This is a genomic window from Brevibacillus sp. RS1.1 (genome assembly GCF_013284365.1).
Classification (GTDB): Bacteria; Bacillota; Bacilli; order Brevibacillales; family Brevibacillaceae; genus Brevibacillus; species Brevibacillus brevis_D.
On sequence record NZ_JABSVA010000021.1, the window covers coordinates 1 to 13,119 of the forward strand.

A 13,119-nucleotide genomic window follows, 5' to 3' on the forward strand; every position below is an offset into this window, starting at 1 on the left:
GCGGTAACGCGTGGAGCTGACGAATACTAATCGGTCGAGGACTTATCCACAAATTCTTAGCAATCATGCGTATTCAGTTTTGAAGGAATAAGCCTTCTATATGGAGCTGTGGTGAAGTTGGAGTTCACGCCGGTCTGTCACACCGGAGGTCGCGGGTTCGAGTCCCGTCAGCTCCGCCATTCTTTTTCAAGAGTGGCGAATAAAGTATATGGCTCGGTAGCTCAGTCGGTAGAGCAGAGGACTGAAAATCCTCGTGTCGGCGGTTCGATTCCGTCCCGAGCCACCATGTACGAGCCATTAGCTCAGTTGGTAGAGCATCTGACTTTTAATCAGAGGGTCGAAGGTTCGAGTCCTTCATGGCTCACCAGTTTTTCAATCGGACAAAATATGAATAGTTGATAAGATATGCGGACGTAGCTCAATTGGTAGAGCGTCGCCTTGCCAAGGCGAAGGTCGAGGGTTCGAGACCCTTCGTCCGCTCCATTTTTGTTCGTAAACACCACTTGCTATGGGCCAGTGGTGTTTCTTGCTTTATCCGCTGAACACTTTAAAAGGCGAGTCAGCTTGTAGGGTGCCGATGCTTCTGGTACGATACTTGGAGTGTAAGCTCCTACGATGTTGGAGGTTTTATGAAACATAACAAAAGTATTTTAAAGAAAACAACCGTCGTTGACTTTAAGCAAGATGCTGCTTTTTTTGTTGACCGGGGAATGCGCTGTTTGAATCGGTACGACTATGATAAAGCATTGCGTTCATTTCGCCGAGCAGTTGAAATGGAGCCGACGAATGCAGAATGCCACTGCCATTTGGCTAGTGCTTTAGCTGAAACCGGACAGTTTGAAGCGTCGAATGAAGTGCTCTATGAAGTGATAGAAAAATGGGACCCATCCATGACAGAAGTGTATTTCTACATGGCGAATAACTATGCCAACTTAGAAGATTACCATATGGCAGAAGAAATGGCTGTTCGTTATTTACAAGAGGATAGCACTGGACCGTATCGTGAAGATGCTGAAGAGCTCCTCGACTATATTTACTTTGAGCTGGACATGCCACCGCGACACTTCCTCCCAAGTGAAAAAGAGGACGTATACAGCAAGCATGAACGAGCTCGTCGCAGTCTGGAAGAGGGACGTTTCTTAGAGGCATTGGATACCTTAAAAGAAATCGTCGAGGCAGATCCTGAGTTTTTGCCGGCATGGAACAATTTATCTCTCGCCTACTATTATGCTGGAGAATTCGAGAAGGCGATGGAGACGATTGAACAGACGCTGGATAAAGAAGAAGGAAACCTGCATGCACTGTGCAATTTGGCGGTTTTGCTCTCTCATCACAATCAAACGGTAGAGTTGTTGAGCTTGATTGACACGCTGAAAAAAGTTGTTCCGTTCCATCCGGAAAATACCTATAAGCTTGCAACAACAATGGGAGTGCTCGGCCAGCATGACGAAGCGTATTTCCATTACCAACGCATGCTTCGAAATGGACGACCACATGAAGCGTGCACGTATCATTATGCTGCAATCTCAGCTTATTTGAGTGGGAAAAAGGATCAAGCACTGCGCTGGTGGCAAAAAGCCAAACAGTTAGATCCAGAAGCAGGAATCGCAGATCAATACATTCAAATGGTAAAAAACGAACAAGAAGGGGAGACTATAAAACCAATCCCCTACCAATACAATACGACCCAACGTGATGTTTCTTGGGAGAAGGCTTCGTTTACGGGAGTGGAGGATTTTAAAACAGACCCAATGATCCGAGCCTCCCTTCTCTGGGCATTGCAGCATGGGCGCGATGAAGTGAAATTCGCGGTGCTGCAAACATTGTCTCTGATCGGAGACGATGAAGCTGAAACTGCAGTCCGTCAATTTTATTACCAGACGGATAACCAGCAGCTGCAGAAGTTGGCTTTGCTGGCTTTGGCTGATATGGGTGCAGATATGCCGGACGGAACTCCAGAAGGATCGAATGGTTCGCCGACGACGGAAGATCAAAAGAGCAATATAGAAGAAGGCATAAGCCGTCATTTGCTCTCGCAGGGCAAGCAAGAGGCTGGAGAATGGTGCCTCGATGTATGGCGCAAGCATCATGAATATGCCCAAAGTCAGGTACAAGTGCGAAAAGAAGTAGCGTGGGTCGCAGCATTAGAATATGTATACGGAACGATAACGAACGAAAAACAGTCACAAGCCCTTCTAGCTCAAAAATATGGCATTTCTGCCTCAACCTTGGCAAAGTGCGTCAAAGTTTTGTCGACACTTGATTTTAAATAGATTATTACATTATAATTAATTTAAATAAGGAAACAGAACTGTGTGAGACGAGGAGGCAACAAGCATGAGCGAACAAAAAGTTTATGACGTGATTATCGCCGGAGCTGGCCCTGCTGGAATGACGGCTGCTGTATATACATCCCGTGCGAATATGAGCACATTGATGCTGGAGAGAGGGATCCCAGGCGGTCAAATGGCGAACACGGAAGATATCGAGAACTATCCAGGCTTCACTTCCATTCTTGGCCCTGATCTCTCTACAAAAATGTTTGAGCATGCACAGCAATTCGGTGCGGAGTATGCTTATGGTGAGATCAAGGAAATCCGCGATGAAGAGCCGTACAAGCGCGTTATCACGGGTGACAAGGAATACTTGACCAAATCTGTTATTGTGGCAACTGGTGCAGAGCATCGTTTGCTCGGTGTACAAGGCGAAAAAGAATTGTCCGGCCGTGGTGTATCTTACTGCGCGGTATGCGACGGTGCATTTTTCCGCAATAAAGAGCTGGTTGTTGTTGGTGGAGGAGACTCCGCGGTAGAAGAAGCAGTGTTCCTTACTCGCTTTGCTTCCAAAGTGACAATCGTACACCGCCGTGATCAGTTCCGTGCACAGAAAATCCTGCAAAAACGCGCTTTCGATAACGAAAAAATCGAAGTGATTTGGGATACCGAACTAAAAGAGATCCGTGGTGAAGGCAAGGTACAAGCGGTTCTCTTGCAAAACACCAAAACAGGTGAGCAAAGTGAATACCCAGCAGATGGAGTGTTCATCTACGTAGGGATGGACCCATTAACTGCAAGTGTACGTCCACTGGGCATCACCAACGACGCAGGCTACGTACTGACAGACGAAAAAATGAACACCAAAGTAAAAGGTGTTTTTGCAGCAGGCGATGTACGCGAAAAAATGCTGCGCCAAGTCGTGACAGCAACTGGAGACGGTTCGATCGCTGCTCAATCTGCTCAGCATTATGTAGAAGAGCTAAATGAAAAGCTAAAGGAACAAAATGTCACAATCTCTTAACCTGCTTGTAACATGGGTGAAATAATTCAAGTGTAATCTATAGACAATGAATTGACCCCCTTATCTATATAAACAATTGTTGCGTGGCTGGCATTCAGTCACGCATCTTTTTTTCTAAAATAGCTTGTACGCCTGTAGAGGACGTCCTTGGAAAAACAGGGGAAGCGGTTCAAAAAGGTGCGAATAAGGTCGACAATATGGTATGCTATTGTCAGAATCGTAGGAGGCGAGTTGCGTGACGGAATTGGGAAACGACAAGGCCATGAATCTCCTGATTATTACCGGAATGTCAGGTGCGGGAAAGACAGTTGCTGTACAAAGCTTGGAGGACCTGGGCTTTTTTTGTGTAGACAACCTGCCCCCTGTACTGATTCCCAAATTTGCTGAGTTGGTTAAACAGTCTGGTGGGAGTATTGAGCGAGTCGCATTGGTGATTGACTTGCGAGGGCGTGAGTTTTTTGAAAATCTAGCCGTAACCATGGAAAGCCTCAATCAGATGAATGGACTATCTTACCATATCCTTTATCTGGATGCGAACGATCAGACATTGGTTTCTCGCTATAAGGAAACACGCCGCAGACATCCGCTTTCTCCGAACGGTTCGCCTTTGGAAGGAATTCACGCCGAACGCCGTTTGTTGGAGGAAATGAAGGGCTGGGCGCATCAGATTATCGATACGAGTCAAATGAAGCCAGTTCAGCTTCGAGAAAAAATCATCAACCAATACGGTCAACAAGGATCACCCCTTACGATTAATGTATTATCGTTTGGTTTCAAATACGGCGCACCGATAGACGCTGACTTGATGTTCGATGTCCGTTTTTTGCCCAATCCGCATTATGTGGAGGATTTGCGTCCGAAAACAGGATGTGATCCAGACGTGGCAGAGTATGTGATGCAGCACAAGGACACAAAGGAATTCTTAGAAAAGCTTACAGACTTTTTGGGGTACACCCTACCGCATTACCAGCGAGAAGGAAAAAGTCAACTTGTGATAGGAATCGGATGCACCGGTGGCAAGCATCGCTCGGTCGCCATTGCAGAACATTTGGGAGAAGCCTTTGGCAAAGATTTTTCTGTCCGTGTTAGTCATCGAGACATGGAAAAGAACAAATGAGCATAAGATGGCAGGAAAGACTGAAGCGTGCATAAAAAGCCACCTGTGGTATATGTATTAGAAATAATGAGGTGACATATGCCTACTAAGGGAGTCGGGAGGCTACAGTCAAGGCCATTACGGATAGTCGTTATTGGCGGAGGAACGGGTCTATCCGTCCTTTTACGCGGTTTGAAGCACGAGCCAGTGCATATTACAGCGATTGTGACGGTAGCAGACGATGGGGGAAGCTCTGGACGTTTGCGAGAAGAAATGGATATGCTTCCACCTGGCGACATTCGAAACGTCTTGACTGCTCTGGCCGATACAGAGCCGTTGATGGAAAAAGTCATGCAATATCGTTTTTCCACAGGCACGGGATTAGCCGGGCATAATTTGGGAAATCTATTACTTGCAGCGATGAACGAAATCACTGGAGATTTTGTCACCGCAGTCAAAACATTAAGCGGGGTTTTGGCGGTGCGTGGAGATGTATTGCCAGCTTCCACGCAATCGATTCAGTTGAAAGCGGAAATGACAGATGGATCTCTCGTAATCGGAGAATCCCAAATACCGTTGACTGGCAAAGAAATCAAGCGGGTGTTCCTTGATCCAGAGGATGCTGTTCCTCTGAGCGAAGCCCTGATGGCGATTGCCGACGCGGATGCCATTTTGATTGGGCCTGGCAGCTTGTACACGAGCATCCTGCCCAATTTATTAGTACGAGGGTTATTTGAAGCGATTACATGCGCACAAGCCCCAAAAATCTACATTTGTAACGTCATGACACAACCAGGGGAGACAGACGGTTTTTCTGCATCCAGGCACGTGAATGTCATGTATGAACATGTAGATAGACCATTTCTGGATACGATCATTGTCAATTCAGCCGAGCTACCAACCCATGTATTGGACAAATACGCGGAAAAAGGAGCAGCTCCTGTCCGATGTGACTCAAAGCGATTGCGCCAACTCGGTCTGCATGTAGTGGCGAAGCCGTTAGTCACATTTGAGGACGGATACCTACGTCATGATGCACATGCTGTCAGCAAGCAGGTTGTGTCACTTGTCAAGCGAAGACGGAAGGTGCTGAAGATAGAGAAGGAGTAGTGAAGTCGATGTCATTCGCCGCGCATACCAAAAAAGAGCTTACCATGATGGAGGGTGCCGATTGCTGCAGCAAGGCAGAGCTCTCAGCCTTGATTCGGATGAATGGAAGTCTGCAGTTTGGAGCCGGACGACTGGTGCTGGATGTGACGACAGAGAACGCGGCGATTGCCCGACGTATTTACACGTTAATCAAGAGGTTGTTTCAGATACACGCTGAATTGCTAGTTCGCAAAAAAATGCGTTTGAAAAAAAACAACGTCTACATTGTGCGTATTCCGAATAAGGCCAATGAGATCCTGCAAGACTTGGGCATCATGGATCAAAGCCTGTCGTTTATCCCAGGAATCGCTCCAGAGATCGTGAAAAAGTCATGCTGCCGCGCTGCTTATTTGCGGGGGGCTTTTTTGGCGGGGGGATCTGTGAATCATCCAGAGGCATCCAGCTATCATCTGGAGATTTTCACTTCCTATCAGGATTTTTGCGAAGCATTGACCAAGATCGCCAATCGGTATAAACTAAATGCCAAGTGCATCGAGCGGAAAAAAGGGTATGTTCTCTATATTAAAGAAGGCGAAAAGATTACAGAGTTTTTGAGCTTGATAGGGGCTCATCAGGCGCTGCTGTATTTCGAGGACGTCCGAATCGTAAAGGACATGCGGAACTCCGTAAACCGTTTACACAATTGTGAAATCGCGAACATAAACAAAACGGTGAATGCAGCCACCAGACAAATGGAAAATATTCAGCTCATCGATCAAGAGATGGGTTTGGAGAATTTGCCAAAACGTCTGCGCGAGGTCGCGGAGCTTCGAGTGGCTCATCCTGACATCAATTTGAAAGAATTGGGCGAGATGGTGCCAAGCGGAGTAGTGAGCAAATCGGGCATTAACCACCGCTTGCGGAAAATTAACGAAATCGCTGACAAAATACGAGAAAAACAAAATATTTCGATGTAGATGCATGTTATACTAAAGGATAATAGTCTACTAGTAAGGAGGTCCATTCATGGTTCAACAGCAGGTCGTGGTTCAGTTAAAGACCGGTTTGCAAGCTCGTCCAGCAGCTTTTTTCGTACAGGAAGCTAACCGTTTTGCATCGGAAGTATTCGTAGAAAAAGGCAACAAGAAGGTCAATGCGAAAAGCATCATGGGTATCATGAGCCTCGCAATCAGCTCTGGAACGGAAATTACCATTTTGGCAGAAGGGCCGGATGCCTCCCAGGCAGTCAGCAGCCTTACGAATCTGGTAAGCAAAGAAGAATAGAGTCACGAGAGACACTTTTCCCTTAAGGGAGGTGTCTTTTTTTGTTGGTCATCTTGATGAATATGTATCAATTCACTTCGGTCAGGGCATTTCTAACCATGTATATTGCATGAAGGAGGAATGAGACATGAGTAACCGTGATAAGTGTTACGAAGGCCGCGATTGTTATGATATGGACATTGATCGGATGGTGAATGAGGGACTGGGGGGCGGAGTTGTTTCCGACCAAAACGGCCTGATTGAAGAAACGACTGTAGATACGATGACAGGGGCTACGTCAGCCAAGCAAGCTCTTGACGATGACCAATAGAGGGAGTCAGTCACTTATGAATGTAACAAGAGCACAAGCCATCATGAAATCCGACGACCATATCAAGGTAGAGTACGATGGACAAGCCGTTTGGATCGATGCTGTAGACGAAAAAACGTCAACAGCACGTGTACATGAGGAAAAAAATCCAGGGCATAGCCGAACCGTCTATGTCAGTCAGTTAATGGAAGTATCACAATGATTCATCGAAAAAGCCGAGCAGACCAAGGGAAACCTCAAGGGGTTTGCTCGGCATAAAAAAACACTCGGCCGGTAGTTCAGGCACGAGTGTTTTTTTACGACAGCTCTTATTTTTTCGAAGACGGTTCGGAAGTGATGACTTTGTCAATCAATCCGTACGCTACTGCTTCAGCGGCAGAGAGGAAGTTGTCGCGATCGGTATCCTTTTGGATGCGCTCCAAAGGCTGTCCAGTGCGTTCAGCCAAGATGGTGTTCAGATGATCACGCATCTTCAAGATACGTTTTGCGGCAATCTCAATGTCGCTCGCTTGTCCTTGTGCGCCACCCAATGGTTGGTGGATCATGACTTCACTGTTTGGCAGAGCAAAGCGCTTGCCTTTTGCCCCAGCAGCCAGCAGGAATGCTCCCATGGAAGCAGCCATTCCGATACAAATGGTGGATACATCAGGCTTGATGAAGTGCATAGTATCGTAAATTGCCATACCAGCAGTAATAGAACCGCCTGGGCTGTTTATGTACAAGTGAATGTCTTTCTCCGGATCTTCCGCCTGAAGGAACAACAACTGTGCCACAACGATATTGGCTACGGTGTCGTTGATTGGGGTTCCCAGAAAGATGATGCGGTCTTTGAGCAGGCGGGAATAAATATCGTAAGCACGTTCCCCGCGGCTTGTCTGTTCAATGACGGTTGGAATTAAATTCATATGCATCTAGTCTTCCTCCTCTCTTTGTAACAATATCATACACAAAAGGTCAATGAAGGTCAAACACATAAGTGCGCGCCCTCACTACCATGTTTGCCAAATTCCCTCTGTCTAAACCTACTCGAAAAGGAAAACATTCATTCCTTGGAATTCTCATCGGCCTCGGTTAAATCGACGGCGAGTTTCAGCGTGGCTTTCATCTTTTTTCCCTTGATAATCGTATATTCATCGATTTGTTTGGCTTGCAGTTGATTGATGGCTTCCGCCAGCTCCTGTTGATCTTTGTATGGTTCAATGGTCAATAAGCATTCTTCATCACTGGCCTCTTGATAAATGAGAAAAAAACGTTCCCCTGCCATAGCAAGCCTCACTTTCGAAAGTTATCCACAATGTTATACACAGGTTGTGCACAAAAACATTTGTTCGTGGGATATTTATTTTTTTCCTAGTCTTGTCATGTTTGGGGAGAGAATTACATAGGAAATGTATGGGATAAAAAAGAAGGAAAAAGTTGATTTATGTCGAATCATACAAAATTGGAATTCATTTCATGATATTTAAGGGGTGTTTATTATGCTTCGCAAGTTTTCTACAATGATGCTGACAGCAGCTCTTCTAACAGGAAGTGTAGCGGCAACGGCTGCGTTTGCCCAAACTGCTCCTGCACCAGCTGTACAACAAAAAATCAAAGTTCAGCTAAACGGCAAGGAGTTCCCATTCCCACAAGAAATCGTTACTGAAAATGGTGTTGCGTATGTGAATGCGAGCACATTGGCGATTGCTTTGGGTGGTAGCGCAGCATGGGATAGCACGACTAAATCTCTGTTGGTAGCCAAAGACAACAAGTACGCTCTGCGTATGTACGAAAACCAAAACTTTGCTTATAAAAACGGCAAAGAAACGAGTGTAGCAAATCCGCCACGTCCAGTGACCGGAGCAGTGCTCGTGCCCCTCGTATTCATTGCCCAAGAATTGGGTGCAAAAGTAGAGTACGATGCAAAAACGCTCACTTACAAGCTGAGCATTCCAATTAATTCCTAATAATCAATGGGATACTTCTCATGAGGATAGCCACTTCTATGCGTAGAAGTGGCTATTTGCCTCAATACTACATGTGTACACCTCTATTAGCAGACAGCGATAGAGGGTTTTTTTATGGATTCTTCTTTCAATCATTTCTATTGCAAATTTTCTAAAATATCCTACAATAAGATTGTGATTCATAGTTTGCTCATAAATAAAGAGGGGGATTTTTGCTATGAAAAAACAGAAATCATTGTCGATACTGGCTGCAACATTTGCTCTGAGCACAATGCTCGCGGGCTGCGGTGGAGGTGCGGGGACTGGTAGCCAAAGCGCGACACCACAGCCGAGCAACAATAGCGGAGGAAGCACGGGCGGTGCAAGTGGCGCTACTGAGAAGCTCGTTGTTGCTGTAGTTGGTCCGATGTCTGGCCAGTATTCTGATTATGGAAGCACAGCAAAAGCTGGTGCTGAATATGCGTTGAAAGAAAAGGCAGAGGCATTCAAAGCACTTGGCTTTGACGTTCAATTGTCCGCGCAAGACGACCAAGCTGACCCGAAACAAGGGGTAGCAGTCGCACAAATGTTGATTTCGAATCCTGATGTAGTCGGAGTAGTAGGCCATGCTACAACAGGTGCTTCGATCACAGCAGCAGCGCAATACGAGCAAGAGAAGCTCGTAATGGTATCTCCTTCCGCAACGGGATCAGATTTGACTGAGCAAGGCAAACAGATCGTACACCGCATTTGTGCGCGTGATGATCAACAAGGCTCCAAGGCTGCGATTTTTGCCAAAAATCAGTTGAATGTAAAAACAGCTTTCGTTATGCATGACAAGGCTGCTTATGGACAAGGTCTTGCGGAAGAAGTGAAAAAGCAATTTGAAAAAGACGGCGTACAAGTTCTCGGCTATGAAGGGGTAACAGCAGGCGAGAAGGATTATAGTGCGATCATCACCCAAATCCTTGCGAAAAATCCAGAGATGATCTACTTCGGTGGATACTACTCTGATGCAGGGATCATCGTGAAGCAAGCACGTGAAAAAGGCTTCAAAGGTGTCTTCATGGGTGGCGATGGCTACGACTCCGCTGACATGGTGAAAATTGCTGGTGCAGAAAATGCCAATAACGTGGTCTTTACTTCTACTGTTGGCGATATTGGTGCTACCGAAGACGGCAAGAAATGGATCACAGACTTCGAGAGCGCGACTGGCAACAAAGTAGGGATCTTCACTTCGTTTGGTTATGACTCCATGGGTGTTATGCTGAACGGTCTGGAAGAAGCGATCAAAGCAAACGGCGGCAAAAAGCCAACGCGTGAACAAGTGCTGGAAGCGGTTCACAAAACCAAAGATTACAAAGGAAAATTCGTTAACGTAACATTCAATGAAAAAGGCGACAACGACTTTGCTTCCGTATACGTGTACAAGTATGAGGACGGAAAGAAAGTATTCATGGGTGAAGCGAAGTAATTCTTCATTATGAATAAGCCATTTGGGACATACTACGTTTGGCATGAATACCAGAATGAAAAGGAAGGGATTCTGATGTCAAACAATCGAAATACCAAGAATGGCGGAAACCAAGGACACAGCAGCAAGACCCAAGGCACCCAGAAGCAAAAGTCCGAAAGAGATCGTAACCTGAATAAACAGGATCCACAATAACAATGACAAAAGCCCACTCGTTTTAGCCAAAGGAGCTAACGGGTGGGCTTTTGCTTGTTAAATACCTTGCTTGCTAGGCAACCGCTTTTCGGGATGACCATAGCCCTGATGCTGTCTGCTTCGTAGGTTTTTCGCTTGGGATTCGCGAATTTTGGCCACGAACTCACTCGTGCTCATTTTGGTAAAATCCATAGGGCACCTCCACCGATGATGAGATGTACACCTTTCTAGGATGACCCAATTTGGTCCTGTACAATCGGCAGTGTTATCTCTACCATTGTACCTTCGTGCTCTCTGCTTTTAATTTCCAGGCTGCCGTTGTGGTCTTTCATGATTTTGCTACTGATCATGAGGCCGAGGCCAGTTCCGTTTTCTTTTGTCGTGAAAAAGGGGGCACCCAGCTTGTGAATCATTTCTTCAGAGATTCCACAGCCAGTATCCGTGAGCGTAATAAGCACCTGATGATCGTCTTTTAGGGTGGTGGCAATAACAACCTCACCATGTCCATCGATTGCTTCGATAGCATTTTTAATGATGTTGATAAAGACCTGCTTGAGCTGGTTTTCTTCTCCCGCAATGATTGGATGGTAAGCAAATGCGGTCCGAAAATCGATGTTTTTCAAATTTGCTTCCGATCTCAAAAGTGTCAAAACGTTTTCCAGCAAAGGGATGAGCGGAAGAGGCTTGATTTGAATGCTGTGAGGCTTTGCCAAGACTAGCAATTCACTCACAATAAAATTGATTCGGTCCAGTTCAGAGAGCATGATGTCGGCGTACTGCTGGTTATCATTCATGCTCGGATAAAGAAATTGGATAAAGCCCTTCAAAGATGTGAGCGGGTTGCGAATCTCATGGGCGATTCCAGCAGCCAGCTCCCCAATCACAGACAGCTTCTCAGCCTTCCGTAATAGTTCCTCGTTATGTCGCCGTTCTGTAATATCCCGCGAAACAATGATAAAGCCATCACAATCTCCCGTTTTCGTCAGGATGGGGGCACCCTTTGATTCGAGAACGATCCATTTGTTATTTTTCGTCTGGAAACGGAATTCGCATATCTTTGCTTCCTTGGTCGCGAGCAAGAGATGAAAGTGGTCAATGACAGTTTGGCGATCTTCGGGATGAATCTCGGCAAAGTTGAGCTGACGGCAATGTTCACTCGTTTCGATTACACGTGAATGCGAAGGGGAGAGATAGAGGATATCCCCGTTTTTGTCCGTAATCAGAATAAGATCATCTGTGTATTCTGAGATGATTTTGTTCGTATTCTCGCTTTTAAATAAGGCGGCCTCTGAGTATTTGCGTTCGGTGATATTTCGCGAGACTAACATGACGTTTTGGACATCCCCTACCGCGTTTAAAATGGGGATACCGCGTGTTTCGAAGGAGACCTCGTTTCCATTCCTATCCATAGAGCGCGTCTCGAAATGAACGGGTTGTTTCGTTGCCATGATCTCTTGAAATTTGTCCCGGAACATAGGGATATCCTCTGGATGTGTGAGCTGCAGATTGTTAGGGGAAGTAACCTCGGCTGGAACAAATCCCAATTGCTCGATCGATGGGGAGGCATAGATGCGTCGCATGGATAAATCATAAATCGTCACGATATCCTGGGTATGATCGATGAGGAGACGATATTTGGCTTCGGTTTGACGCAAGGCCTCTTCAATTTTTTTGCGGTCGGAAATGTCACGGGTAATGCAGGAAGCACCAATAATTTTTCCTGTTTCGTCTTTGATTGGAGCAGCTGACAGAATGACATCCATCTTCGTGCCATCTTTTCGCTGCCTGATGGTTTCGTAATTGGTTAGTAATACACCCATGCTCCTGACCGCATCAAATAACTGTTTGGTCTCGCTTTTGTACTCTTCTGGAATAAAGCAGAGCGGTGAAGCGTAAATCTCCTCCATGGACCAACCGTAGTATTGCTCAAACGCATGATTCACCAAGACGATATTGTTATCGAGATCACTAATCGAGATGGCATCCGTCGTAAAATGAAAAAATGCTTTTAATATTTGATCTGGAAATAACACTTGTGTGATTTCCTTTTTTGAGCGTTTCTTTTTCCATAAGAAAGGGGTTTTAAGCTTGTTCATCAGATTCCCCCGCATAGTCTATCAAGTATTTGAGTGAGATAGCATTGTCGTAACTATTCGAGATATAGGATCCATTTTCCTATCAAAATTTGGAATAGTTTGTTATTCTATAATGAATTGGTTAAGCCTGAAGGTTCTGACTCGCATGGAAATCAGCTATAATAAGAGTTAGAAAAAAGTCGGGGGTGTATGCATGACAACGGGTTTTATCGTTGCGTTGGTGCTCATTTTTATTGTCATCATCGGTGTGACGATTTTGGTTACAAACAAAGCTTATTCACGTAAACCTGAACAAATAGATCCGATTCTGCCCAGTAAGGATACTGCTGGTAGTAAGGAACTCGATCAATAAT

The 13,119-nt window shown here is 45.6% G+C and carries 15 protein-coding genes and 4 tRNA genes; 15 read left to right on the forward strand and 4 right to left on the reverse strand.

Annotated features, from left to right (window positions below; genetic code table 11):
• Positions 1-102: 102 nt before the first annotated feature.
• From HP570_RS28690 to HP570_RS28745, 12 genes are all read left to right on the forward strand, one after another.
• Positions 103-179 (forward strand) — tRNA-Asp (locus tag HP570_RS28690).
• Positions 180-210: 31 nt separating this feature from the next.
• A tRNA-Phe gene (locus HP570_RS28695) sits at positions 211-286 on the forward strand.
• Positions 287-291: 5 nt separating this feature from the next.
• Positions 292-367 (forward strand) — tRNA-Lys (locus tag HP570_RS28700).
• 40 nt (positions 368-407) lie between these two features.
• A tRNA-Gly gene (locus HP570_RS28705) sits at positions 408-483 on the forward strand.
• Between the two features lie 146 nt (positions 484-629).
• Positions 630-2,273, forward strand: coding sequence for a tetratricopeptide repeat protein (locus tag HP570_RS28710; protein ID WP_173627926.1), 1,644 nt, complete (start codon positions 630-632; stop codon positions 2,271-2,273).
• 64 nt (positions 2,274-2,337) lie between these two features.
• Positions 2,338-3,297: a thioredoxin-disulfide reductase gene (trxB, locus tag HP570_RS28715; RefSeq protein WP_173627927.1), complete on the forward strand. Its 960-nt coding sequence runs from the start codon at positions 2,338-2,340 to the stop codon at positions 3,295-3,297.
• A gap of 235 nt (positions 3,298-3,532) precedes the next feature.
• Entirely contained in the window at positions 3,533-4,414 is an 882-nt protein-coding gene (rapZ, locus tag HP570_RS28720) for an RNase adapter RapZ (RefSeq protein ID WP_015893489.1), read from the forward strand.
• A 78-nt stretch (positions 4,415-4,492) separates the two neighbouring features.
• Positions 4,493-5,503: a gluconeogenesis factor YvcK family protein gene (locus HP570_RS28725; protein WP_087347833.1), complete on the forward strand. Its 1,011-nt coding sequence runs from the start codon at positions 4,493-4,495 to the stop codon at positions 5,501-5,503.
• Positions 5,504-5,511: 8 nt separating this feature from the next.
• Entirely contained in the window at positions 5,512-6,459 is a 948-nt protein-coding gene (gene whiA / locus HP570_RS28730; RefSeq protein ID WP_015893487.1) for a DNA-binding protein WhiA, read from the forward strand.
• A gap of 49 nt (positions 6,460-6,508) precedes the next feature.
• The gene (locus tag HP570_RS28735; RefSeq protein WP_015893486.1) at positions 6,509-6,766 is read left to right on the forward strand and encodes an HPr family phosphocarrier protein; all 258 of its coding nucleotides are present in this window, start codon (positions 6,509-6,511) and stop codon (positions 6,764-6,766) included.
• A gap of 127 nt (positions 6,767-6,893) precedes the next feature.
• On the forward strand, positions 6,894-7,076 hold the full coding sequence (locus HP570_RS28740; protein WP_015893485.1) for a hypothetical protein: 183 nt from the start codon (positions 6,894-6,896) through the stop codon (positions 7,074-7,076).
• A gap of 16 nt (positions 7,077-7,092) precedes the next feature.
• On the forward strand, positions 7,093-7,278 hold the full coding sequence (locus tag HP570_RS28745; RefSeq protein WP_015893484.1) for an H-type small acid-soluble spore protein: 186 nt from the start codon (positions 7,093-7,095) through the stop codon (positions 7,276-7,278).
• 106 nt (positions 7,279-7,384) lie between these two features.
• Here the strand turns inward: HP570_RS28745 and clpP are convergent, their stop codons facing one another.
• Positions 7,385-7,987 (reverse strand): ATP-dependent Clp endopeptidase proteolytic subunit ClpP, encoded by a 603-nt coding sequence (gene clpP, locus HP570_RS28750; protein ID WP_305852636.1) that lies wholly within the window; start codon positions 7,985-7,987, stop codon positions 7,385-7,387.
• Positions 7,988-8,118: 131 nt separating this feature from the next.
• Entirely contained in the window at positions 8,119-8,340 is a 222-nt protein-coding gene (locus HP570_RS28755) for a hypothetical protein (protein WP_048034962.1), read from the reverse strand.
• Positions 8,341-8,554: 214 nt separating this feature from the next.
• Between HP570_RS28755 and HP570_RS28760 the strand changes: the two genes are divergently transcribed.
• Complete coding sequence (locus HP570_RS28760; RefSeq protein WP_173627928.1) at positions 8,555-9,022, forward strand: copper amine oxidase N-terminal domain-containing protein; 468 nt, start codon at positions 8,555-8,557, stop codon at positions 9,020-9,022.
• Positions 9,023-9,239: 217 nt separating this feature from the next.
• Positions 9,240-10,475 carry a branched-chain amino acid ABC transporter substrate-binding protein gene (locus HP570_RS28765; protein ID WP_064203202.1) on the forward strand — a complete coding sequence of 412 codons (1,236 nt, stop codon included), beginning with the start codon at positions 9,240-9,242 and terminating at the stop codon, positions 10,473-10,475.
• Between the two features lie 252 nt (positions 10,476-10,727).
• Here HP570_RS28765 and HP570_RS28770 read toward each other — a convergent pair whose 3' ends face one another.
• Positions 10,728-10,862 (reverse strand): DUF4023 domain-containing protein, encoded by a 135-nt coding sequence (locus HP570_RS28770; RefSeq protein ID WP_015893478.1) that lies wholly within the window; start codon positions 10,860-10,862, stop codon positions 10,728-10,730.
• 35 nt (positions 10,863-10,897) lie between these two features.
• The gene (locus HP570_RS28775) at positions 10,898-12,766 is read right to left on the reverse strand and encodes a PAS domain-containing sensor histidine kinase (RefSeq protein ID WP_173627929.1); all 1,869 of its coding nucleotides are present in this window, start codon (positions 12,764-12,766) and stop codon (positions 10,898-10,900) included.
• 193 nt (positions 12,767-12,959) lie between these two features.
• Between HP570_RS28775 and HP570_RS28780 the strand changes: the two genes are divergently transcribed.
• The gene (locus tag HP570_RS28780; protein WP_015893476.1) at positions 12,960-13,118 is read left to right on the forward strand and encodes a hypothetical protein; all 159 of its coding nucleotides are present in this window, start codon (positions 12,960-12,962) and stop codon (positions 13,116-13,118) included.
• Position 13,119: the final 1 nt, after the last annotated feature.

What these genes read in the sequence shown, in the direction of transcription:
- trxB (WP_173627927.1), top strand. Translation starts at nt 2,338, where the DNA reads ATGAGCGAACAAAAAGTTTATGACGTGATTATCGCCGGAGCTGGCCCT.
- HP570_RS28710 (WP_173627926.1), top strand. Translation starts at nt 630, where the DNA reads ATGAAACATAACAAAAGTATTTTAAAGAAAACAACCGTCGTTGACTTT.
- HP570_RS28775 (WP_173627929.1), bottom strand. Translation starts at nt 12,766, where the DNA reads ATGAACAAGCTTAAAACCCCTTTCTTATGGAAAAAGAAACGCTCAAAA.
- HP570_RS28735 (WP_015893486.1), top strand. Translation starts at nt 6,509, where the DNA reads ATGGTTCAACAGCAGGTCGTGGTTCAGTTAAAGACCGGTTTGCAAGCT.
- HP570_RS28745 (WP_015893484.1), top strand. Translation starts at nt 7,093, where the DNA reads ATGAATGTAACAAGAGCACAAGCCATCATGAAATCCGACGACCATATC.
- HP570_RS28755 (WP_048034962.1), bottom strand. Translation starts at nt 8,340, where the DNA reads ATGGCAGGGGAACGTTTTTTTCTCATTTATCAAGAGGCCAGTGATGAA.
- HP570_RS28780 (WP_015893476.1), top strand. Translation starts at nt 12,960, where the DNA reads ATGACAACGGGTTTTATCGTTGCGTTGGTGCTCATTTTTATTGTCATC.
- clpP (WP_305852636.1), bottom strand. Translation starts at nt 7,987, where the DNA reads ATGCATATGAATTTAATTCCAACCGTCATTGAACAGACAAGCCGCGGG.
- HP570_RS28760 (WP_173627928.1), top strand. Translation starts at nt 8,555, where the DNA reads ATGCTTCGCAAGTTTTCTACAATGATGCTGACAGCAGCTCTTCTAACA.
- HP570_RS28770 (WP_015893478.1), bottom strand. Translation starts at nt 10,862, where the DNA reads ATGGATTTTACCAAAATGAGCACGAGTGAGTTCGTGGCCAAAATTCGC.
- HP570_RS28765 (WP_064203202.1), top strand. Translation starts at nt 9,240, where the DNA reads ATGAAAAAACAGAAATCATTGTCGATACTGGCTGCAACATTTGCTCTG.
- HP570_RS28725 (WP_087347833.1), top strand. Translation starts at nt 4,493, where the DNA reads ATGCCTACTAAGGGAGTCGGGAGGCTACAGTCAAGGCCATTACGGATA.
- HP570_RS28740 (WP_015893485.1), top strand. Translation starts at nt 6,894, where the DNA reads ATGAGTAACCGTGATAAGTGTTACGAAGGCCGCGATTGTTATGATATG.
- whiA (WP_015893487.1), top strand. Translation starts at nt 5,512, where the DNA reads ATGTCATTCGCCGCGCATACCAAAAAAGAGCTTACCATGATGGAGGGT.